The organism is Caballeronia arationis (genome assembly GCF_001544975.2).
GTDB classification, from domain to species: Bacteria; Pseudomonadota; Gammaproteobacteria; order Burkholderiales; family Burkholderiaceae; genus Caballeronia; species Caballeronia arationis.
In genome coordinates this window covers 97546-119524 of the sequence record NZ_FCOG02000004.1, presented here as the reverse complement: position 1 = coordinate 119524, position 21979 = coordinate 97546, and the positions used below count along the sequence as shown (strand labels likewise).

Annotated in this window: 22 protein-coding genes; 7 read left to right on the top strand and 15 right to left on the bottom strand. The window is 64.9% G+C overall.

Annotated elements, in window-relative coordinates:
* Positions 1–5: 5 nt before the first annotated feature.
* From AWB81_RS03860 to AWB81_RS03835, 6 genes are all read right to left on the bottom strand, one after another.
* On the bottom strand, positions 6–539 hold the full coding sequence (locus AWB81_RS03860) for an LPS-assembly lipoprotein LptE (RefSeq protein WP_062632636.1): 534 nt from the start codon (positions 537–539) through the stop codon (positions 6–8).
* A gap of 111 nt (positions 540–650) precedes the next feature.
* Positions 651–3245 (bottom strand): leucine--tRNA ligase, encoded by a 2595-nt coding sequence (leuS, locus tag AWB81_RS03855; protein WP_062632579.1) that lies wholly within the window; start codon positions 3243–3245, stop codon positions 651–653.
* 227 nt (positions 3246–3472) lie between these two features.
* On the bottom strand, positions 3473–3901 hold the full coding sequence (locus AWB81_RS03850) for an ExbD/TolR family protein (RefSeq protein WP_062632578.1): 429 nt from the start codon (positions 3899–3901) through the stop codon (positions 3473–3475).
* A 5-nt stretch (positions 3902–3906) separates the two neighbouring features.
* A complete protein-coding gene (locus AWB81_RS03845) occupies positions 3907–4584 on the bottom strand; it encodes a MotA/TolQ/ExbB proton channel family protein (protein ID WP_062632577.1) in 678 nt (225 codons plus the stop codon).
* Between the two features lie 17 nt (positions 4585–4601).
* Positions 4602–5399, bottom strand: coding sequence for a 4-hydroxy-tetrahydrodipicolinate reductase (dapB, locus tag AWB81_RS03840; RefSeq protein WP_062632576.1), 798 nt, complete (start codon positions 5397–5399; stop codon positions 4602–4604).
* Positions 5400–5572: 173 nt separating this feature from the next.
* Positions 5573–6397, bottom strand: a complete 825-nt coding sequence (locus tag AWB81_RS03835) for an outer membrane protein assembly factor BamE (RefSeq protein WP_062632575.1) — start codon at positions 6395–6397, stop codon at positions 5573–5575.
* A gap of 188 nt (positions 6398–6585) precedes the next feature.
* Here AWB81_RS03835 and fur point away from each other — a divergent pair, with 188 nt between their 5' ends.
* A complete protein-coding gene (gene fur / locus AWB81_RS03830; RefSeq protein WP_062632574.1) occupies positions 6586–7014 on the top strand; it encodes a ferric iron uptake transcriptional regulator in 429 nt (142 codons plus the stop codon).
* A 73-nt stretch (positions 7015–7087) separates the two neighbouring features.
* On the opposite strand, the gene AWB81_RS03825 is transcribed toward fur, so the two are convergent.
* From AWB81_RS03825 to AWB81_RS03815, 3 genes are read right to left on the bottom strand one after another with little or no spacing between them, the layout of a single operon-like run.
* Positions 7088–7603 (bottom strand): ureidoglycolate lyase, encoded by a 516-nt coding sequence (locus AWB81_RS03825; protein ID WP_062632573.1) that lies wholly within the window; start codon positions 7601–7603, stop codon positions 7088–7090.
* Positions 7604–7608: 5 nt separating this feature from the next.
* Positions 7609–8619 carry an allantoicase gene (gene alc / locus AWB81_RS03820; RefSeq protein ID WP_062632572.1) on the bottom strand — a complete coding sequence of 337 codons (1011 nt, stop codon included), beginning with the start codon at positions 8617–8619 and terminating at the stop codon, positions 7609–7611.
* Positions 8620–8652: 33 nt separating this feature from the next.
* On the bottom strand, positions 8653–9975 hold the full coding sequence (locus AWB81_RS03815) for a C4-dicarboxylate transporter DctA (RefSeq protein ID WP_062632571.1): 1323 nt from the start codon (positions 9973–9975) through the stop codon (positions 8653–8655).
* Positions 9976–10214: 239 nt separating this feature from the next.
* Between AWB81_RS03815 and AWB81_RS03810 the strand changes: the two genes are divergently transcribed.
* On the top strand, positions 10215–10910 hold the full coding sequence (locus tag AWB81_RS03810; RefSeq protein ID WP_062632570.1) for a FadR/GntR family transcriptional regulator: 696 nt from the start codon (positions 10215–10217) through the stop codon (positions 10908–10910).
* Positions 10911–10960: 50 nt separating this feature from the next.
* Here AWB81_RS03810 and gap read toward each other — a convergent pair whose 3' ends face one another.
* Both gap and tkt read right to left on the bottom strand, forming a co-directional pair.
* Entirely contained in the window at positions 10961–11971 is a 1011-nt protein-coding gene (gap, locus tag AWB81_RS03805; RefSeq protein ID WP_062632569.1) for a type I glyceraldehyde-3-phosphate dehydrogenase, read from the bottom strand.
* Positions 11972–12023: 52 nt separating this feature from the next.
* Positions 12024–14066 (bottom strand): transketolase, encoded by a 2043-nt coding sequence (tkt, locus tag AWB81_RS03800; RefSeq protein ID WP_062632568.1) that lies wholly within the window; start codon positions 14064–14066, stop codon positions 12024–12026.
* A gap of 400 nt (positions 14067–14466) precedes the next feature.
* Here tkt and AWB81_RS03795 point away from each other — a divergent pair, with 400 nt between their 5' ends.
* Both AWB81_RS03795 and AWB81_RS03790 read left to right on the top strand, forming a co-directional pair.
* The gene (locus AWB81_RS03795; RefSeq protein WP_062632567.1) at positions 14467–14880 is read left to right on the top strand and encodes a VOC family protein; all 414 of its coding nucleotides are present in this window, start codon (positions 14467–14469) and stop codon (positions 14878–14880) included.
* A gap of 122 nt (positions 14881–15002) precedes the next feature.
* A complete protein-coding gene (locus AWB81_RS03790) occupies positions 15003–15740 on the top strand; it encodes a 16S rRNA (uracil(1498)-N(3))-methyltransferase (RefSeq protein ID WP_062632566.1) in 738 nt (245 codons plus the stop codon).
* 57 nt (positions 15741–15797) lie between these two features.
* On the opposite strand, the gene AWB81_RS03785 is transcribed toward AWB81_RS03790, so the two are convergent.
* The 4 genes from AWB81_RS03785 to AWB81_RS44535 all read right to left on the bottom strand — a co-directional run bounded on the left by AWB81_RS03785 (position 15798) and on the right by AWB81_RS44535 (position 19870).
* Positions 15798–16361, bottom strand: a complete 564-nt coding sequence (locus AWB81_RS03785) for a barstar family protein (RefSeq protein WP_062632635.1) — start codon at positions 16359–16361, stop codon at positions 15798–15800.
* Positions 16362–16377: 16 nt separating this feature from the next.
* Positions 16378–16842 carry a ribonuclease gene (locus tag AWB81_RS03780; RefSeq protein WP_374730470.1) on the bottom strand — a complete coding sequence of 155 codons (465 nt, stop codon included), beginning with the start codon at positions 16840–16842 and terminating at the stop codon, positions 16378–16380.
* Positions 16843–17305: 463 nt separating this feature from the next.
* Entirely contained in the window at positions 17306–19612 is a 2307-nt protein-coding gene (locus AWB81_RS03775) for an NADP-dependent malic enzyme (RefSeq protein ID WP_062632564.1), read from the bottom strand.
* 21 nt (positions 19613–19633) lie between these two features.
* On the bottom strand, positions 19634–19870 hold the full coding sequence (locus tag AWB81_RS44535) for a hypothetical protein (protein WP_143753605.1): 237 nt from the start codon (positions 19868–19870) through the stop codon (positions 19634–19636).
* Position 19871: 1 nt separating this feature from the next.
* Here AWB81_RS44535 and thiL point away from each other — a divergent pair, with 1 nt between their 5' ends.
* From thiL to AWB81_RS03760, 3 genes are read left to right on the top strand one after another with little or no spacing between them, the layout of a single operon-like run.
* Positions 19872–20891, top strand: coding sequence for a thiamine-phosphate kinase (gene thiL / locus AWB81_RS03770; protein ID WP_062632563.1), 1020 nt, complete (start codon positions 19872–19874; stop codon positions 20889–20891).
* Positions 20881–21414 carry a phosphatidylglycerophosphatase A family protein gene (locus tag AWB81_RS03765; RefSeq protein WP_200822470.1) on the top strand — a complete coding sequence of 178 codons (534 nt, stop codon included), beginning with the start codon at positions 20881–20883 and terminating at the stop codon, positions 21412–21414. Before thiL ends, AWB81_RS03765 begins: the two co-directional genes overlap by 11 nt.
* Before the next feature lie 32 nt (positions 21415–21446).
* Positions 21447–21947, top strand: a complete 501-nt coding sequence (locus AWB81_RS03760) for a CinA family protein (RefSeq protein WP_062632561.1) — start codon at positions 21447–21449, stop codon at positions 21945–21947.
* Positions 21948–21979: the final 32 nt, after the last annotated feature.

Genomic DNA, 21979 nt, shown 5'->3' with positions numbered 1-21979 from the left:
TTTGCTCAGAGCGGCGGCGTCGGCAGCGGCGCACGCGGCGCAATGCCCGGCGTCTGCTCGCTCGGCGCAGGATGCAGCGAACGCACGACGGCGAGCCGGCGCGTCAGCTGGTCGACCGCATCGTTCTGCATGTCGCGATAGAGCAGATCCGCTTCCTGCTGCTTCGCGAGCGCGTATTGGGTGCTGTAGGTCATCGCCCGGTTGAGCGCGATCACGCTCGGCGGAATCAGCACGGTGCCGTCCGCGCCGGTGAGCGAATAGTTGAGCGAATATATCAGCTCGTATTCCTGCACGACGCCCTGCGAATTCAGGCTCAGCGTGCGCTGCCCACGGCCCTCGCCGAGCGCCAGGATCGCCTCAGGCTTTTCCGACGGCCTCACGATCACCGTGTCGCTGCCGCCCTGCACGACGCGTTCGAGGCGCGCGACCATCTGCGGCGCGCCGCCGTTGATCGCGAGCCGCTTGAACACGTAGTCCTGCTGCCCGCGCAACTGGAAGCCGCACGCGGACAACGCGAGCGCGCCGCCCAGGAGCGACAGGAACGAACGCCTGCTGACACCGGACTGCGCGTGTGTCTCGGACGACTGATCGCACGCCTTCCCTTCGACGACTTTCCGGCTCACATACACTCCCATGTTTTTCGTTGCGGCTCAGACGACCACGTTGACGAGGCGTCCCGGCACCACGACGACCTTCTTCGGTGCACGGCCTTCGGCGAACTTCGCGAACATTTCATGCTCGACGGCGGCCTTTTCGATGGCTTCGCGCGGCGCGTCCTTTGCGACCGTCAGCGAGCCGCGGACCTTGCCGTTCACCTGCAGCACGAGTTCGATCTCGGCCTGTTCGAGCGCGGCTTCGTCGACTTTCGGCCAGGGCGCGTCGAGCAGGTCGCCGAATTCCTTCGCGTAGCCGAGCTCCGACCACAACTGGAACGTGACGTGCGGCACGACCGGATACAGCACGCGCAAGAGCACGCCGAATGCCTCGTTGAGCACGCCCGCGCTCGCGTCCTTCGCGCCATCGACGGCGTTGAGCATCTTCATCGCCGCCGACACGACCGTGTTGTACTGCAGCCGGCCGTAGTCGAAATCGGCTTGCTTGAGCACGCTGTAGATTTCGCGGCGCAGCGCGCGCTCGGCGTCGGTGAGCTTCGACACGTCGAGCTTCGCGTGCTGCTTGAGCGCATCTGCCTGGCCATGCGCGTATTGCCACACGCGGCGCAGGAAGCGGCTCGCGCCCTCGACGCCCGTGCCCGACCATTCGAGCGACTGCTCCGGCGGCGCCGCGAACATCACGAACAGACGCGCGGTGTCGGCGCCGTATTGATCGATCAGCGTCTGCGGATCGACGCCATTATTCTTCGACTTCGACATCTTCTCGACGCCGCCCAGCACCACCGGCTGTCCATCCGCGAGGAGCACGGCACCGGTCGGACGGCCCTTGTCGTCGTGCGAAACCGTCACGTCCAGCGGGTTGTACCAGGTCTTCTTGCCCGCCGCGTCTTCGCGGTAGTACGTTTCGTTCAGCACCATGCCCTGCGTGAGCAGGTTCTTCGCGGGTTCGCCGAACTTCACGAGGCCCATGTCGCGCATGACCTTGGTCCAGAAGCGCGAATACAAGAGGTGAAGAATGGCGTGCTCGATGCCGCCGATGTACTGGTCCATCGGCATCCAGTAATCGGTGCGCTCATCGACCATCGACTTCGCGTCGGGCGCCGCGTAGCGCGAGAAATACCACGACGAATCGACGAATGTGTCCATCGTGTCGGTTTCGCGCTTGGCCGCCGCGCCGCACTTCGGGCACGCGCAGTTGACGAACGCTTCGGACTTTGCGAGCGGATTGCCCGTGCCGTCCGGCACGAGGTCTTCCGGCAGCACGACGGGCAGGTCCTGTTCCGGCACCGGCACGTCGCCGCAGCTCGGGCAATGGATAATCGGAATCGGCGTGCCCCAGTAGCGCTGGCGCGAAATGCCCCAGTCGCGCAGACGCCACGTGACCTGCTTGTCGCCGAAGCCCGCCGACTTGAGGTCGGCGGCGATCGCATCGATGGCTTCTTCCGACGTGAGGCCGTCGTACTTGCCGCTGTTCACGAGGCGGCCGCCGGTCTTGTCGCCGTACCACTCTTCCCACGCGCTGGTCGAATACTCCTTGCCTTCCATCGCGACGACCTGCCCGATCGGCAGGTCGTATTTCTTCGCGAACGCGAAATCGCGTTCGTCGTGCGCCGGCACGCCCATCACCGCGCCTTCGCCGTAGCTCATCAGCACGTAGTTGCCGATCCACACCTCGACCTTGTCCTGCGTCAGCGGATGCGTGATGAAAAAGCCGGTCGGCATGCCCTTCTTTTCCATCGTCGCCATGTCGGCTTCGGCGACACCGCCGCGCTTGCACTCGTCGATGAACGGCTGCAACGCGGGATTGTCCCGCGCGAGGCGCGTGGCGAGCGGATGCTCGGCGGCGATCGCGGCGAAGGTCACGCCCATGATCGTGTCGGCGCGCGTGGTGAACACGCGCAGGAGCTTCGCTTCGCCGTCGATTTCATACGGGAAGCCGAAGTTCACGCCGTAGCTCTTGCCGATCCAGTTCTGCTGCATCACCTTCACGCGCTCGGGCCAGCCGAGGCCTTCGAGGTCGTCGAGCAGTTGATCGGCGTAATCCGTGATGCGCATGTAGTACATCGGGATTTCGCGCTTCTCGACGAGCGCGCCCGAGCGCCAGCCGCGGCCGTCGATGACCTGCTCGTTCGCGAGCACGGTCTGGTCGACCGGGTCCCAGTTCACCGTGCCGGTCTTCTTGTACGCGATGCCCTTTTCCAGCATCTTCAGGAACAGCCACTGGTTCCACTTGTAGTAATCGGGCGAGCAGGTGGCGATTTCGCGCGACCAGTCGATCGCGAGGCCCATCGACTGCATCTGCTTCTTCATGTACGCGATGTTGTCGTACGTCCACTTGGCGGGCGGCACGCCGTTCGCCATCGCGGCGTTCTCCGCGGGCATGCCGAACGCGTCCCAGCCCATCGGCATCAGCGTGTTGTGGCCGTTCATCCGCAGATAGCGGTACATCACGTCGTTGATCGTGTAGTTGCGCACGTGGCCCATGTGCAGCTTGCCCGACGGATACGGCAGCATCGAGACGCAGTAGAACTTGGGCTTGTCGGCGGCTTCGGTCGACCGGTAGACGTCTTTCGCGCGCCAGTCGCTTTGCGCGGCGGATTCGACGTCGGCGGGTACGTATTTATCGTGCATGGTGTGGTTGGCTGTTCGGCTGATGCTGGAATCTGGCCCGGCCCCGGCCGCGTTGGCGCGTGACGTGGGGATCGGCTTGTTGGCTTGAGTCTTCGGTCGTGACGGACGCGCCGATCAGGCAAAGGGCGATTATACCGTTCGGCGGCGCGGCCTTGGCGGCGGGGCTGGCGGCTCGCCCGGCGCGGTTTGGCGGGCTTTCGCGGGCTGCCGAAGCGGCCGCGCTTCTCCTAGCGAGCCGGCGCGCCTTTCGGCTGCGTGACGAAGCCGATCTTGTCGAGCCCCGCCTGCTGCGCAGCGCCCATCACCTGCGCGATGACGTCGTAGCGTGTCGCCGCCGACGCCCGCAGATGGATCTCCGGCGGCGCCGCGCGCTTGCCTTCGGTCGCGAAGCGAGTGCACATCTCGTCGAGCGTCAACGGCTGGTCGTTCCAGTACAGCTTGCCGGCGTCGTCGATGGAAAGCGTGATCGTGTCCGGCGCCTCGCGCACCGCCTGCGACGACACCTTCGGCAGTTCGAGCCGGATCGCGTGCGTGAAAAGCGGCGCCGTGATGATGAAGATCACGAGCAGAACGAGCATGACGTCAATGAGCGGCGTCATGTTGATTTCGGCCATCGGCGAGCCGTTCGGCTTTTTTTCGAGTCCGCCGAATGCCATCGCCGTTACTCCTTGTCGACGCAGACGCCGCCGCAGAGATAGGCGTGCAGATCGTGCGCGAAGCCGTCGAGTTCTTCGGAGACCTGTCGCACGTACCGCCCGAGCACGTTGTACGCGAGCACCGCCGGAATCGCGACCACGAGGCCGAATGCCGTCATGATGAGCGCTTCGCCGACTGGTCCGGCGACGTTTTCGATCATCGCCTGCCCGCTCGCCGCGATGCTGCCGAGCGCGTGATAGATGCCCCACACCGTGCCGAGCAGTCCGACGAACGGCGCCGTACTTCCAACCGACGCGAGCAGCACCTGCCCGAATTCGAGCCGCCGCTGCGAGCTGAGTAGTGCCTGACGCAGCGCCCGCAACACGCGCTCGCTGCGCTCGACGCGCGCGAGCAGCGCGCCTGGCACTTCAGCCTCCGACGCATGCCACGCCGCTTCCGCGAGCGGCAGATAGACGCGCTCGCGGTCGGTGGCGCGCAATGCGTCGATGCCGTCTGCAAGCGTTGCCGCCTGCCAGAACCGTTTGAGCGCATGCGGGCCCTGGCGCTTGGCGCGCGTGAGCACCCACGCCTTGACGATCAGAAAGCACCAGCTCGCCACCGACATCGCGAGCAGCACGAGCGCGACGCCGCGCGTGATGCCGTCGCCGCTTTGCAGATAGTGGATAACGCCCGTGTCCGCCATTGTCAGCTAGAGAGGGCTCAGCGCAGGCCGAGCACGTCCTGCATGTCGAAGAAACCGGCGTCGCGGCCGGCGAGGAAGCGCGCGGCGCGCAGCGCGCCCTGCGCATACGAAAGACGGCTCGCCGATTTGTGCGTGATCTCGATGCGCTCGCCGATGCCCGCGAAGAGCACCGTATGGTCGCCGACGATGTCGCCGCCACGGATCGCGGAAAAACCGATGGTCGACGGATCGCGTTCGCCCGTCACGCCTTCGCGGCCGTAGACGGCGCAGTCCTTCAGGTCGCGCCCGAGCGCGCCCGCGATCACTTCGCCCATCGCGAGCGCCGTGCCGGACGGCGCATCGACCTTGTGACGGTGATGCGCTTCGATGATCTCGATGTCGTAACCTTCGGCGAACTGCTTCGCGGCGAATTCGAGCAGCTTCATCGTCACGTTCACGCCGACGCTCATGTTCGGCGCAAGCACAATGCCGATCTCCTCGCCCGCCGCGCGCAACTGCGCCTTCTGCGCGTCGTCGAATCCGGTCGTGCCGACGATCATCTTGACGTTGTGCCGAAGCGCCGCTTCCAGATGCGGCATCGTACCTTCGGGGCGCGTGAAGTCGATCAGGAAATCGGCGTCCGCGAAAACGCGCTCGATGTCGTCGGTGAGCACGACGCCCGTCGTCTTGCCGAGGAACGCACCCGCGTCCTGGCCGAGCTGCGGCGCGCCGGGACGGTCGAGGGCGCCGGCCAGCCGGGCGTCGGCATCGTTGAGAACGGTTTCGATCAGCATCCGGCCCATGCGGCCCGATGCGCCGGCGATGGCGATTTTCATGGCGTGTCTGCTGTGACTGGGTTGAGACGTGCGTCCGGACCCGGCTGAAACGTGCGACAAAACCGGTCTGGTATGTCGCGCGCCGGTTCCAGACGAGAGACAGCGGGACCACGCCCGCCGTTCCCGAATGACCTGCTAATTGAAGCGCTTTATGACTTGCCCTGCGACCTGCATCAGTTGCTCGGCGCGCCCTGCTGCGGCACATAGAACTGCGTCTGTCCGGCGGCATTCGCGGACGCAGGCGCCGGCGACGAACCTTGCGGACCGACCGCGCTGCTGTCCGGAATATTGATCGGCTGCGGCTGGCGCTTCAACTGGATCTGCGAATTGCCGGCCGTGGTGGCCGCCGCGCCCGGCGCGCCGCCCGCTGTCTGCGGCAGGCTCGCCCGCGCCGACGACTGCGTGCGGCCGGTCGGCGTCTGCACCTGGCTCGTCGCGCGGTTGGCGGCCTGCGCGGCCTGCTGGTTCGCGTCGCCCGCGAAAGCTGCCGACGCATCCGGCTGGATCGACGGCTGGTCGGGCGGCGGCGCCGTGACGGCAGCCGTCGTGCCCGACGCGGCGGAAGCCGTTGCCGTCGCGGGTGCGGACAGCTTCGCGACCTTGACGCCCTTGTCGCCGTCGATTTCGGCGAGCAGTTCGAGGTTCGACGGCAGGTTCTCGCCGCCCGCCCAGCTCACGACGCGATCGCTCGCGAAGTTGACGACGAAGTCGCGCTGCTGCACGACTGAAGTCGATCCGCGCTTGAAATAGAAGACGTAATCCCAGCGGTCCGAGTGGAACATGTCGGTGAGCAGCGGCGTGCCGAGCAGCGCCTTCACCTGATCCCGCGACATGCCGACCTGCATCTGGCTCGCCGCTTCCTGCGAAACGAAATTGCCCTGCACGACAGTGATTCGATACGGCGTGATGCTCTGTGCAATCCGCTGCGTGACGCTGTCGTAAGTGGAACATCCGGCCAGCGCTGTGGCTAATACGGCAGCGATCAAGGTTCCCCGCATACGACGGCTCTCCAGGCAATTCGATAAAGATTTTGGCAACATTTCACCTTTCATTTCACCCTGCGTGCGAGGCGTTTTCAGACCACGCTGACTGCTTCCACCGCGGTTCTACTTCGCACGAAGATGACCGAAACGGTAAAAACGCATTACTATGAGAACCTTGAATTGTACTCTAGGGATGCCTAGCCATGACCAATCCCGCCGATCTCAAAAATATCGGGCTCAAGGCGACCCTGCCCCGCCTCAAGATTCTGGAAATTTTTCAGCATAGTCCGGTGCGCCACCTGACGGCCGAAGACGTGTATCGCAACCTGATCCACGAAGAACTCGACATCGGGCTCGCGACGGTTTATCGCGTGCTCACGCAGTTCGAGCAGGCCGGGTTGCTTTCGCGCAGCAATTTCGAATCGGGCAAGGCCGTCTTCGAACTGAACGAAGGGTCGCATCACGATCACCTCGTGTGCATCGACTGCGGACGCGTCGAGGAGTTTTTCGACGGCGAGATCGAAGCGCGCCAGCAGGCGATCGCGAAGGACCGCGGTTTCAAGCTGCACGAACACGCACTCGCGCTTTATGGCGCGTGCACGAAGGAAAACTGTCCGCATCGCAAGCACTGAAGCGCTTCCGATATAAAAAACCGCCGCCCATCGTTGCCGAAGGGCGGCGGTTTCTTTTGCGGCTCCGGTTTTTTCAGGCGGCGTGGCGGCTCGACGCCGCGCGGATCAGCACATGCCGTTCGGCCAGATCGATTTCGTCGCAATTCGGCTGACTGCCGCCACGGTCGACGACGATGAAATCCCCTTCGCGATCCAGCACGATCAACGGATGGTGCCAGACGCCGCGCGCGTAGTTCACGCCCTGCCAGCCTTGGGTGTGGAAGGCGCGCAACCGTGCAGGATCGAATTCGCCCGCGGGCGCCACGACGACCAGATACGCCACGTCGCGCAACGGCAGGAACGCCTGGCTGCCGAGCGGATGGCGCTCCAACATCGAAATCTCGACCGGCTGCGGTCGCGGCTGCCCGCGAAACACACTGATGAGCGGCCGCCCGCCCTCGTCGGCGCCGATATCGACGTTGGCGAGATCGTGAAAGCGCTCGGTCGTACCGCCATTGATCGGGAAATGGCGCGCGCCTTCCAGTTCGATGACGTCGCCGAAAGGCGCGAACGCCTCGCGCGTCAGGGGTTCCAGCGTCAGCGTTTTCATGGTCTTTACTCGATGTCGCCGAACACGCGCAGCCGCGACACGCCGCCGTCCGGGAAGATGTTGAAACGCACGTGCGTCACCGGCCCGAGAGCCGCGACTTCGCTCTCGAAGCGATGCACGTTGTCCATCGACAGCTTCTGCTCGGGCAGCAGCACCGGCCAGAACATCGCCTGCGTGACGAGCGAGTCGTCCGTGCCGCCCTCGACGCGCGCCGCCTGCAACGAGCAGCGGTCCGGGAAATTGCCTTTGAAGTGCGCGGTATCGACTTCGATCGCGCGGATCACGCCCGGATGCGCCAGCGCGACGATCGCCCAGTCGTTGCCCGGCTCCCTGCGACGACGCGTCTCCCAGCCATCGCCCATGTTGACGCCGCGTCCCGGCATCAGCATCTGCGAAGCCGGCCCGAAATGCTGGTTGTTCGCCGCGACCAGATAGGCGCCGTTTTCGATCGCCGCCAGATCGAGCAGCGTGCCGCGCGCGACCCGCGAGAAGTCCGTCTTCGGCTGCCCGTAGACGCGCAGCCGCGCGATCCCGCCGTCCGGATAGATGTTCACGCGCAGGTGCGTGTAGGCGCGCGTGTCGGCGATCTCGACGTAGTGATGGCGATTGCCCTGCAGCGTCGTCGCCGGGACGATCTCGCGCCAGTCACCGTTTTCCTGCGGGTTCGTGCTGTCGGTGAAGCACGCCTCGATCGACGCGGCCGGCGGGAAGTTGCCGGTGAAATGGCTCGTGTCGATGTCGATGCCGCGGATCGTGCCCGGCCGCGCCAGCTTGACGATGCAGAAGTCGTAGCCCGTCGTGCGCTTGCGGCGCGTTTCCCAGCCGTCCATCCACTTGCCGTGGTCGTCGTACTTGCCGGGGATGAACTGCGCCGGTTGCGGGTCGAGCATGCGCTCCTTCGGCGCGAAGAATTCGTCGCTCGCGAAGAGCGCTTCGGCGCCCAGCCGCGGATCTGCGAGATTCATGTAGCGGCGCGTGAAAGCGGGAGCGTCGGCGTCGAGGATCGGGGTTGCCATGATGGTCGGTTCCTTGAAAGTCGGTTGTGAGCGTTACAGCGCGTGCGCCGTTTCTTGAGTGTGTACGTTCGTGTTGGCGGGTGCCGGCACGAACAGGAAGTCGGCGTCCTGGTCGAGCACGCGTTTCGCACGCGCCCGGTCGATGTCCTTTTCCCACACGGCGACGACCACCGTCGCCACGCAGTTGCCGATCAGGTTGGTCACAGCGCGCGCAATGCCGACGAACCAGTCGACCGGAAGAATCAGCACGAGGCCGAGCACCGGAATTGCGGGAATCGCGGAGAGCGTCGCGGCGAGAATCACGATGGCCGAGCCGGGAATGCCGTGCGCGCCCTTCGATGTCACGAGCGACACGAGCACCACGACGATCAGGTCGTGCAGCGAGAGCGGCGTGTTGGTGGCCTGCGCGATGAAGATGACGGCGAGCGTGAGATAGATCGAGAAGCCGTCGAGGTTGAACGAATAGCCGGTCGGGATCACGAGGCCGACGGTCGAATCCTTCACACCCATCCATTCGAGCTTGCGCATGATCTGCGGCAGCACGGCGTCCGACGAAGCGGTGCCGAGCACGATCGACAGTTCTTCGCGCAGATAGCGCACGAGCTTGAAGATCGAGAAGCCGGCGAGACGCATCACGACGCCGAGCACGACGAACACGAACAGGAAGCAGCTTGCGTAGAACACGACGACCAGCAGGCCCAGTTGCTTGAGCGACGCCACGCCGTACTGACCGGTCGTGAACGCAATCGCGCCGAGCACGCCGAGCGGCGCGAGCTTGATGATGAACGCCATGATGCGGAAGAACACGTGCGACAGCTCGTCGATCAGGCCGGTCACGCGCTGCGCCTTGTTACCGAGGAGCGACAGCGCCGCGCCGAACAGCACGGAGAACACGAGCACCTGCAGGATGTCGCCCTTCGCGAAGGCGTCCATCGCGGTGTCGGGGATGATCTTCAGCAGGAAGCCGGCGGTGTCCTTCAGGCTCTTCGCGTGTTCCGTGTAGGTGGTGAGCGAGGCGGCATCGAGCGAATGCAGGTCGATGTTCATGCCGACGCCCGGGCGGGTCACCCACGCGAGAACCGCGCCGATCACGAGCGCGAGCGTTGTCATGATTTCGAAGTAGATGACCGCCTTCAGGCCGACGCGCCCGACCTTCTTCAGATCGCCCGCGCTCGCCATGCCGCTCACGACGACGCAGAACACGATCGGCCCGATCACCATCTTGATGAGCTTGAGAAAGCCGTCGCCGAGCGGCTTCAGCGACTGTCCGAAGTGCGGGAACAGCGCCCCGACCACGATGCCTATGATCAACGCGATCATTACCCTGCCAAACAGCGAATTCAGGAATCTCAACACGACCGTTCTCCTTCGTCGTCAATCTCAGTCACGGGATCAATTCAGCAACTGTTCCGACTGGTCGGACCAGTGCTGTGATGACGAATATTAGAAAGCCGATATAGCCCAGTCAAGGTCGGTCTGATACCGGTTTACCCGCGTTATCGGGGGCTTGCGTCGATAGGTAAAAATGCTTGTGGGACGGGACGGCGTGCTGCGCCTACAATGGCGGTCAGACCGGCCTAATCCTGATTCCTCATATGAAAAACGTCCCGCACACCGTAACCGATGCCGCGATCGCGACCATTCGCGAACGCATCGAGGCAAGCGTTTATCCCGTGGGTAGCCTGCTGCCGGCGCAGCGGCAGCTATCGGAGGAACTGGCGATCAGCCGCGCGTCGCTGCGCGAGGCGCTCACGACGCTCGAAGCGCTCGGCATGCTGCACATCCGGCCGGGCAAGGGCGTGTATGTAAGCAGCGCGCAGGCATCGACGTCGCACGCGTGGCGTTTCGCCGATCAGGCGTCGCTGCCCGATACGTACCAGATGCGTTTCGCGCTTGAGGGCTTCGTCGCGCGGCTGGCAGCACATTCGATCGGCGATGCGGACATCGACTGGCTGCAGGACAATCTCGACTCGCTGCATGGCGCGCTCATCAGCGCCGAACTGGAAGAAGCGGCGCAACTCGACTTCGCGTTTCACATGCGCATCGTGAGTCTCGCGGGGAACGCGGCGATCGAATCGATCCTGCGCGGCAGCGCCGACATCATGAAGGAGAGCCAGCGCCTGCCGTTCTACCGGCGCGAACTGGTGCTGTCGACCTTTCACGAGCACGCGGCGATCGTCGCGGCGTTCAAGGCGCGCGACAGCGAAGGCGCGGGGCGCGCAATCGAGACGCATATCGTCAACGCAGCGCAGCGCGCGGGCGTGCATTTTCCGCTGCCGCTGAAGGCGTAAACGAAAAAAAGCCGCTCCGAAGAGCGGCTTCCTGTCAGCAATCGCGTTGCTTACTTCGCGTTCGCGAGCGCGACAGCCGTATCCAGCATGCGGTTCGAGAAGCCCCACTCGTTGTCGTACCAGCTCGACACCTTCACCAGCCGGCCCGACACCTTCGTCAGCGTCGAATCGAACGTCGACGATGCCGGGTTGTGGTTGAAGTCGATCGAGACCAGCGGCGCATCGTTGTAGCCGAGGATGCCCTTCAGCGCGCCTTCCGATGCTTCCTTCATGATCTTGTTGACTTCATCGACCGTCGTGTCGCGTGCGGCGATGAACGACAGGTCGACCACCGACACGTTGATCGTCGGCACGCGAATCGCGTAGCCGTCGAGCTTGCCGTTCAGTTCCGGCAGCACCAGGCCGACCGCCGACGCCGCGCCCGTCTTCGTCGGGATCTGGCTGTGCGTGGCCGAGCGCGCGCGGCGCAGGTCTTCGTGATACACGTCGGTCAGGACCTGGTCGTTCGTGTACGCGTGGATGGTCGTCATCAGGCCGTTCACGAGGCCGATCTTGTCGTTCAGCGGCTTGACGAGCGGTGCCAGGCAGTTCGTCGTGCACGATGCGTTCGAGATGACCGTGTCCGATCCCTTCAGCACGCCGTGGTTCACGCCGTAGACGATGGTTGCGTCCACGTCCTTGCCGCCCGGCGCCGAGATGATGACCTTCTTCGCGCCGCCCTTGATGTGCGCGCTCGCCTTTTCCTTCGTCGTGAAGAAACCGGTGCACTCCATCACGACGTCGACGTTCAGCTCGCCCCACGGCAGTTCGGCCGGGTTGCGGTTGGCCAGCACGCGGATCCGGTCGCCGTTGACGACGAGGTAGTCGCCGTCCACCTTCACTTCGCCCGGGAACTTGCCGTGCGCCGTGTCGTACTGCGTCAGGTGAGCGTTCGTCTTGGCATCGCCGAGATCGTTGATTGCGACGATCTCGATGTCGTGCTTCTTGCCGTTTTCATAGAGGGCGCGCAACGTGTTGCGGCCGATCCGGCCGTAGCCGTTGATTGCAACGCGAATCGTCATGGTCTATCTCCTTGGCTAAAAAAATACTTCCGGGGCGCCGGCGAGCACGAACTTACGCGCCGGCGAGCGCGGCCTTGGCCGTCTCCACGACATGCTCGACGGTAAAGCCGAAATGCTTGAAGAGAGCGCCGGCCGGCGCGGATTCGCCGAACGAATCGATGCCGACCACGCCGCCTTCGAGACCCACATACTTGCGCCAGAAATCCGTCACGCCCGCTTCGATCGCCACACGCACGACGCCCTTCGGCAGCACACGCTCGCGATACTCGGCGTCCTGGCGGTCGAACACATTGGTCGACGGCATCGACACCACGCGCGCGCCGATGCCTTCCTGCGAGAGCTTGTCGACGGCTTCCATCGCCAGTTGCACTTCCGAGCCCGTCGCGATCAGGATGATCTTGCGCGCGGGGATGTCGTCGTTCCAGTCGCGCAGCACGTAGCCGCCCTTCGCGATGTTCGCGATCTGCACGTCGTTGCGCGGCGAGAACTGCAGGTTCTGACGGCTGAAGACCAGCGCCGACGGGCCTTGATGCCCGATGGCTTGCGTCCACGCCACGGCGGTTTCCACCGTGTCGGCCGGGCGCCAGGTCGTGAGTTGCGGGATCAGGCGCAGGCTCGACACGTGTTCGATCGACTGGTGCGTCGGGCCGTCTTCGCCGAGGCCGATCGAATCGTGGGTGAAAACGAAGATCGAACGCGACTTCATCAGCGCGGCAACGCGCAGCGCATTGCGGCTGTAGTCCGAGAACGTCAGGAAGGTGCCGCCGAACGGACGATAGCCGCCGTGCAGCGCGATGCCGTTGATCGCGGCGCTCATGCCGAATTCACGCACGCCGTAGTTGATGTGATTGCCCCACTGGATGCCCTTGCCGTCATTGCCGTCGCCGGCGGCGCGGACCGGCTTCGATGCTTTCCAGTTCGTGAGGTTCGAGCCGGTCAGGTCGGCGGAACCGCCGAGCAGTTCCGGCAGCGCGGCGGCGAGCCCTTCGATGGCCTGTTGCGAGGCCTTGCGCGTCGCGACCGTTTCGGCGCGCTGATTCGCCCCTTCGACAATATTCTTCGCCTGCTCGGCCCAGTTGGCCGGCAGTTCGCCGTTCATGCGGCGCACGAACTCGGCGGCTTGCTGCGGGTTCTTTGCGCGATACGCTTCGAAAGACTTGTTCCACTCCGCCTCGGCGCGCGCGCCCTCTTCCTTCGCGTCCCATGCCGCATAGACTTCCTGCGGAATCACGAACGGCTCCCACGACCAGCCGATCGCGGCGCGCGTATCGGCGATTTCCTTGTCCCCGAGCGGCGCGCCGTGCGCGTCGTGGCCGCCCGCCTTCGTCGGCGCGCCCTTGCCGATCACGGTGCGGCAGCAGATCAGCGTCGGCTTGTCGGACTTCTTCGCCTGCGCGATGGCGGCATCGACCGCGTCGACATCATGGCCGTCCACCGCGCGGATCACGTTCCAGCCGTAGGCTTCGAAGCGCTTCGGGGTGTCGTCGTGGAACCAGTGCTCGACGTCGCCGTCGATGGAGATGCCGTTGTCGTCGTAGAGCGCGATCAGCTTGTTCAGCTTCAGCGTGCCGGCGAACGAGCAGGCCTCGTGCGAAATGCCTTCCATCAGGCAGCCGTCGCCGAGAAACGCATACGTGTGGTGATCGACGATCGACGCGCCTTCCTGGTTGAACTCGGCGGCGAGGAGCGCCTCAGCGAGCGCCATGCCGACCGCGTTCGCGAGACCCTGTCCGAGCGGGCCGGTGGTCGTCTCGACGCCCGCCGTCATGCCGACTTCCGGATGGCCCGGCGTCTTCGAATGCAGCTGGCGGAAATTCTTCAGCTCCGAGATCGGCAGGTCGTAGCCCGTCAGATGCAGCAGCGAATACAGCAGCATCGAGCCGTGCCCGTTCGACAGCACAAAACGGTCGCGATCGGCCCAGTGCGGGTTCGTCGGGTTGTGCTTCAGGTGGCGCGACCACAGCGCGACGCCGATTTCCGCCATGCCCATCGGCATGCCCGGATGGCCGGAGTTGGCTTGTTGAACGGCGTCCATCGACAGCGCGCGAATCGCGTTGGCCATCAGGGCGGTTTGGCTGGAGGTCGGGGTCGTCATGTCAGAGTCGGGGGTAAGTCCTGAAAGGATCCTGGGTGTTTCCGGATGACGCGCCGGGCGGCTGCGAACGACACTTTCAGGCCCCGGAACGACGAGAAACGAGGAGGATCGGAGAGCGTGATTCTAACAGACAGGTCCGATTGACATTGCGCGAAAGGCCGCGCTCGGCGGCGTGCGCGTGCGCGCCGGAGGCCGGGCATGGTCCCTGCATCGGAGCGCACGGAACGTCCGGCGAAAGCGCGTATCGAAGGATGCGAAGTGGCGCCGCGCGCCGCTTTTTTCCGGGTCGTGCGCGCGTGCGGCCCGCTGTCGAATGCCGCGCGCTGCGGGGCTGCGAGCCAGGCTCCGCAGGCCTTCGTGGCACAATGCGCCTCACGGCCAAGCTGCAAGGAGCTTTTCGATGACCGATCCCCGCCCAGCCGATGTCCCCTGGCTGACGCCCTATCTCACCGTGCGCGATGCGCACGTCGCCACCGGTTTCTACGAGCAGGCATTGGGTTTCGCGGTGCGCGACAGCGTCAACGACGACGGCGCGATCATCCACGTCGAGATGACGTATCGCGGGCAGTTGATCCTGATGTTCGCGCCCGAGGGCGCCTACGGCTCGCAGGCGCGCACACCGAAGAGCGGCGGGCAGATGGCGCCGCAGTCGTTCTATCTGTATGTCGACGACGTCGATGCCACTTACGCGCGCGCGCTCGCGGTCGGCGCGAAGGGGCTGATCGAACCGCAGGACCAGTTCTGGGGTGACCGTTTCGCGCAGTTCGAGGACCCGGACGGCTATCGCTGGGCGATAGCGCGGCATCTGGGCTAGCCGGCCAGTTCGCGGGCGTTGCGACGCTCGCCCGCTTTCCTCGCGCGTTTCCAGCGTTTTTTCACGACAGGCTCAACTTATCCGCCGGCGCGGCCTTCGGGCCAGAGCCGGCGATCAACGACATGCCACGCTTTTTCGTAGACGGCCCGCTCGCGGCGGGCAAAACACTTCCGCTGCCCGACGACGTGGTGCGCCACGTTCACGTCCTGCGCCTCCAGACTGGCGACCCTGTCACGCTGTTCGACGGTGCCGGCGGCGAGTACGCAGCCGAACTCGTCGAGATCGGCAAGCGCGCGGCCGTTGCGCGCATCGACCGGCACGACGACCGCGAAGCGGAGCCGCCGTATCGCGTGACGCTCGCGCAGGGCGTCGCGGGCGGCGACAAAATGGACTGGCTGATCGAGAAGGCGGTCGAACTCGGCGTGGCGGGCGTCGCGCCGCTGACGGCGGCGCGCGGCGTCGTGCGTCTCGCGGGCGACCGCGCCCTGCGGCGCCAGGCGCACTGGCAGGCGCTAGTACGCTCGGCGTGCGAACAATGCGGACGGAACCGGATTCCCGACGTCGCCCCGCCGCGCGATCTCGACGCGTGGCTCGGCCAGCTCGCTCCTGCAGTCGTTGGCGAGTTGCGCCTTCTATTGTCGCCGCGCGCCGAGGTGAGCTTCGCGACGTTGCCGGAGGCGCCGCCCTCCGCGCCGGTGATCTTGCTGATCGGGCCGGAAGCGGGTTTTTCCCCTGTGGAGGAGAAATATATCGTCGATGCGGGATTTTCGACGCTCGGACTCGGCCCGCGCGTCCTGCGCACCGAGACTGCCGGAATCGCCGTGCTGGCGGCGCTCGCGGCGCGCTGGGGCGGCTGGTGACAAAAAAAGCCGGTCTATCGACCGGCTTTTTTCAACCACGCGCGCGAGGCGGAAGACTCAGGCGAACGAGTAAAACACCCGGAACGCCACACGCCGCTCGGCCCAGAACTCGGACGCCTCGCGGAACACGTCGAGCAGTGTTTCGCGCCCTTCCTTGTCGAATTTCTGCGCGATCGGCAGCGCTTCGAGCACGATCACGAAACCGGGCTGCGATCCAGCCTTGTGGACGAGATCGGTCAGGCAGTCGTAGAGCGCGTCGTAGTTCTTGCCGAAGTGCTTGGGAAACAGGAACGACGTGGCAATCGTCTCAAGCACTTCCTGCTTGCTCTGAGCCGCGCCGCAATACGCAAACAGAAAATGCTGGCCGAGCCGGGTCGCTTCGTCGGCGAGTTCCTGCACGCGAAAGGCGCGAATCGATTGCACGATGTTCGGCCGCACCGTCCTGAAAAGACTCATGGACCCCTCGTCCGTTGATGACAGCGTCGGGCTCGGTTCGTCGTCGGGTCTGTTGTCGTGTTCAGTCGTGCGTAGCCGCAGTACTCGCTGGAACAGGTTGCCATCGCCGGTGGCGAAAAGATCACCCGCCGCACCGTTTCCGTGCGCGTAGATGTTGTCGCTCATGCCGTTCATCCCGAAGTTATCCCGCAATGCGTTTAAAACTGGCGTAGTGGTCGTCGGAGTAGTAACAGTCGCCGATCTGCCGACGAGCCCCACCACACACGATCCGGCGCGCGCCGCGGTCGCGGGCCCGCGGCGTGGGGACAGTGTATTCGTGGTAGTAGCCGCGCCGATGCGGCGGAAGCAAACGCTCGCGATTGCCGAACACGACGCCGTCCTTCTCGAACGGAAACGGCCCGCCTGACTCGATCAGCCGCAATGTGGCGACGGCCTGCTTCGGCAATTGCGCGATGGCGACGGTCCCAAGTCCGTCCGCTGCTTCGTGCCTGACCTCCTGCCCGTTCTCTTTTCCGCACGACCCGCCCGAGGCGGCCGATTCCGGCGGCTGTACCGGCGGCACCGGCGCGGCCACGGCGCTCGCACCGGCCGCGACCTGATGCGCGTCCTCTGCGTGATCGCCTTTGCCACAGCCGCTCAGGGCCACTAAAAGCGCGACGATGCAGTGATGAAACCACGTCCGCTTCACGTAGCGATGTCCCCGCGATGAACCCTGAAATCGACGACCAGGAAAGACGTAAGGGTATCGCTAATGACACCCGGAATCAACGTTCGGTCGGGAATCGGAGGTTTTGGGATGATTTGGCGGGCGATCCGGAGACGCAAAAAATCCGTCGGTCGAACCCATTTTTAGCCTAAATCTGAGTGATTTTTATCTCTTACCGGATAAAAATTCATACCTGGAATGGCTAAGAAACGGCGCGGCAGGTTTCGCCTCGCTTGCCGCCCGTTTCACGGTTTGCACCGTCGCCATCTCCAATTCGAGGAGACGCAAATCCCCTTGCATGCCTCGGGCGTGCCGGTCATCCGGCACGCTTTTTTTTCGTTCTCGATGCAAGGCGATGCAAACCACGCGGCGCTCGTTGCGAGCCCCGCGCCTCCCGCGTCGTTCAGCTCGAGCGGTTCAGCGTGGCCGAGGCGTCCGCCACCAGCAACGCCGTCATGTTGACGATCCGCCGCACCGTCGCCGATGCCGTCAGCACGTGAACCGGCTTCGCCGCGCCGAGCAGCATCGGTCCGATCGCGATGTTATTGCCCGCCGCCACTTTAAGCAGGTTGTACGAGATGTTCGCCGAATCGATGTTCGGCAGGATCAGCAGGTTCGCGTCGCCTTCGAGCGTCGATTCCGGCAGCACCTCTTTACGCAGACGCGAATCCAGCGCGACATCGCCGTGCATTTCGCCGTCGACGTCCAGATCCGGCGCGCGTTCCTTCAGGAGCGCGAGCACGTCGCGCATCTTCTGCGCGGTGGGCGCGTTGCTGGTGCCGAAATTCGAATGCGACAGCAGCGCGATCTTCGGCTCGATGCCGAAGCGGCGCACTTCCTCGGCCGCCATGATGGTGATCTCGCACAGTTGCTCGGGCGTCGGATCGACGTTCACGTGCGTGTCGACGATGAAAATCTGGCGTCCCGGCAAAACCAGCGCGTTCATCGCGGCGTAGACGCTGCAGCCTTCCTTCTTGCCGATCACCTGGTCGATGAAATGCAGATGGCGATGCGTCGTGCTGATCATGCCGCAGATCATGCCGTCCGCTTCGCCGCGCTCGACCAGCATCGAGCCGATCAGCGTCGTGCGGCGGCGCATTTCGAGTTTCGCCATCTGCTGGCTGATGCCTTTCCTCGCCATCATCTTGTAATAGCTCTGCCAGAAATCGCGGTAACGCTCGTCGTGATCGGTGTCGATGACGGTGAAATCGGTGCCCGGCGTGAGGCGCAGGCCGAACTTCGTGATGCGCTGCTGGATGACCGCCGGACGGCCGATCAGGATCGGCTTGGCGATTTTCTCGTCGACAGCGATCTGCACCGCGCGCAGCACGCGCTCTTCCTCGCCCTCCGCGAACACGATGCGCTTCTTCTCCGGCTCGACGCTGCGCGCGAGCTGGAACACCGGCTTCATCGTGGTGCCGCTGTGGTAGACGAACTGCTGCAGATGCTGCTCGTACGCTTCCATGTCCTCGATCGGCCGCGTCGCGACGCCGGAATCCATCGCGGCCTTGGCGACGGCCGGCGCGATCTTGACGATCAGGCGCGGATCGAAGGGCTTCGGAATCAGGTATTCCGGACCGAACGACAGGTCCTGAATGCCATACGCCGTCGCCACGATATCGCTCTGTTCCTGCCGCGCGAGTTCAGCAATCGCGTTCACGGCGGCGATTTCCATCTCGCGCGTGACGGTGGTGGCGCCCGCATCTAGCGCGCCGCGGAAGATGAACGGGAAGCAGAGGACGTTGTTGACCTGGTTCGGATAATCCGTGCGGCCCGTGGCGAGCACCGCGTCCGGGCGCACTTCGAGCGCGACTTCCGGCAGGATTTCGGGCGTCGGATTGGCGAGCGCGAGAATCAGCGGCTTGGCGGCCATGCCCTTCACCATTTCCGGCTTCAGCACGCCGCCCGCCGACAGACCGAGGAACACATCCGCGCCTTCGATCACGTCCGCGAGCGTGCGGGCTTCGGTCTGGCGGGCGAAACGTTCCTTGTCCGGGTCCATCAGTTCGACGCGGCCCTGATAGACCACGCCGGCCAGATCCGTCACATAGATGTTCTCGAGCTTCATGCCGAGATCGACGAGCAGGTCCAGACACGCCAGCGCCGCCGCACCCGCGCCCGACGCGACCAGCTTCACCTCGCCGATATCCTTCCCGACCACCTTCAGACCATTGGTGAGCGCCGCCGCGACGACGATCGCGGTGCCGTGCTGGTCGTCGTGGAAGACGGGAATCTTCATGCGCTTCTTGCATTCGCGCTCGACGATGAAGCAATCCGGCGCCTTGATGTCTTCAAGATTGATGCCGCCGAACGTGGGTTCCAGCGCGGCGATCACGTCCACCAGCTTGTGCGGGTCCGACTCGTTCAGCTCGATGTCGAACACGTCGATGCCGGCGAACTTCTTGAACAGCACCGCCTTGCCTTCCATGACCGGCTTCGATGCGAGCGGCCCGATGTTGCCGAGCCCCAGCACCGCGGTGCCGTTGGTCACGACGCCGACCAGGTTGCTGCGCGCGGTGAAGCGCGCGGCGTTCAGCGGATCCTCGACGATGGCCTCGCACGCAAACGCGACGCCCGGCGAATACGCCAGCGCGAGATCGCGCTGGTTGATCATCTGTTTGGTCGGCGCAATCGCGATTTTGCCGGGGGTCGGGAATTCGTGGTAATCGAGCGCAGCTTCGCGCAATTTGGTATTGGCGGATGTGGTCATGAGGCGGGTAGCAGTGCGAGATTAGAATAGAAGTTCGAACGCATTGTAGCGCCATTCAGGCACCGAATCGGGTTGCAATCCGCGCAATTCGGGTGCAACTGCCTGAACTTGAACGGTCTGAAAACGCTTGGGGCAGAAGGCGCCGCGCGCGTTAAAGTCGCTCATGGCCGTCGAACGCGATTCAACCCGCCGGGAACTGGCTGCATTTGCGCCAGGCGCTGTCAATTCCATTAATCCTAATTTGCCTTCCAGGCTCACGATGCTTTCCGAGTTTTCCCTAATCGAACGTTTTTTCGCCCGCCGTGCGAGAAGCGGATCGCCGCCCGGCGAAGCGGCGAAAGTGTCGCGCGCGGCGCTCGGCATCGGCGACGATTGCGCGCTGATCGTCGCGCCGCCCGGCCAGCAGCTCGCGATCTCGACGGACATGCTGGTCGAAGGCCGTCACTTCTTCCCCGATGTCGATCCGCACGCGCTAGGCCACAAGGCGCTCGCGGTCAACCTGTCCGATCTCGCGGCGATGGGCGCCGCGCCGCACGCGTTCACGCTCGCGCTCGCGCTGCCTGCCGCCGACGAGCAATGGCTCGCCGCGTTCAGCGACGGCCTCTTTGCGCTCGCTGAACGCTTCGACTGCGAACTGATCGGCGGCGACACGACGAGCGGCCCGCTCAACATCTGCATCACCGTGTTCGGCGACGTGCCGGCTGGCGCCGCGCTGCGCCGCGACGCCGCAGAAGCCGGCGACGACATCTGGGTGTCCGGCACGCTCGGCGACGCCCGCGCGGGGCTCGGCCTGCTGCGCGGCGAATGGGACATCGACGACGAAGCCGCCGTCGTCCGGCTCAAGCGCGCGCTGGAACGCCCGGAGCCGCGCGTCGCGCTCGGGCTCGCGCTGCGCGGCGTGGCGCGCGCGGCGCTCGACATCTCCGACGGGCTCGCCGGCGACCTCGCGCATATCCTGAAGCGCTCGCACGCACGCGCCGTCGTGGACGCCGACGCCGTGCCGGTCTCCGACTCACTTGCGGCGCTGCCCGAACGAGCGCGCCGCACCTGCGCGCTCGCGGGCGGCGACGACTACGAACTGTGCTTCACCGCGCCCGCCGAGGCACGCGCGACGATCGCGGCCATCGGCGAGCGCGAACGCGTGCGGCTCACGCGCATCGGTACAATCGAGCGCATCGCCGATGCTTCCGCAACCGCGCCGTCCATCGCCTGGCACGACCGCAGCGGGGCACCGCTTTCCCTGACGTTGCAAGGCTTCGACCATTTTCATGCAGACTGACCCTACGATCGCGGGCGACTCGCCCGCTCCCGCTCGAAAGCCGCGCAGGGCGAGCGCGCGCTTCATGCTCACGCATCCGCTGCACATCCTCTCGCTCGGCTTCGGCAGCGGCCTCTCGCCGATCGCGCCGGGCACCGTCGGCACGCTCTTCGCGTGGGTGTCGTTCGTCGCGTTCAACCAGTATCTGACCGTGGCCGAATGGGGCGCGCTGATCGTCGCCGGCTTTGTCGCGGGCTGCTGGTTCTGCGGCTTCACCGCGACGAAGATGGGCACAGCCGACCCGTCTCCGGTCGTGTGGGACGAGATCGTCGCGTTCTGGCTCGTGCTGCTCTTCGTCACGCCAGTCACGTTCACCGGTCAGTTGTGGGCGTTCATCGTGTTCCGCTTCTTCGACATGGTGAAACCGCCGCCGATCCGCCATTTCGACCGCCATCTCAAGGGCGGCTTCGGCATCATGTTCGACGACCTCGTCGCCGCTTTCTTCACCTTGCTCGTGATCGCGCTCTGGCGCATGACGGTCTGACGCTCCCTCTTCCGGCTCCTTCGAGACACATCATGGCTACCGATAACGTCGTTCACCAACTTTCGATCCGCGTCGGCAACAAGCTGCGCGACGAACGGCTCATGCTCGCGACGGCCGAATCGTGCACGGGCGGCATGGTCGCGGCCGCGATCACGGACATATCCGGCAGCAGCGCCTGGTTCGAGCGCGGTTTTGTCACCTATTCGAATCTCGCGAAGACGGAGATGATCGGCGTGCCGGCCGCGCTCATCGAGCAGCACGGCGCGGTCAGCGAGCCCGTCGCGAAAGCGATGGCCGAGGGCGCGCTGCGCAACAGCCGCGCGCAGGTGTCGGTGTCGATCACGGGCGTCGCCGGCCCGGCCGGCGGCAGCGACGCGAAGCCGGTCGGCACGGTATCGTTCGCGTGGAGCAACAGGCTGCACACAGCGGTCGAGACGCAGCACTTCAAGGGCGATCGCGAGCAGGTGCGCGCGCAAGCCGCCGCGCACGCGCTGCGCGGCCTGCTTCTCTTCCTGGAGCGCAGGGAAAGGTAGCCCGAACGCGTACGCCCACGGCGGCTTTCGGC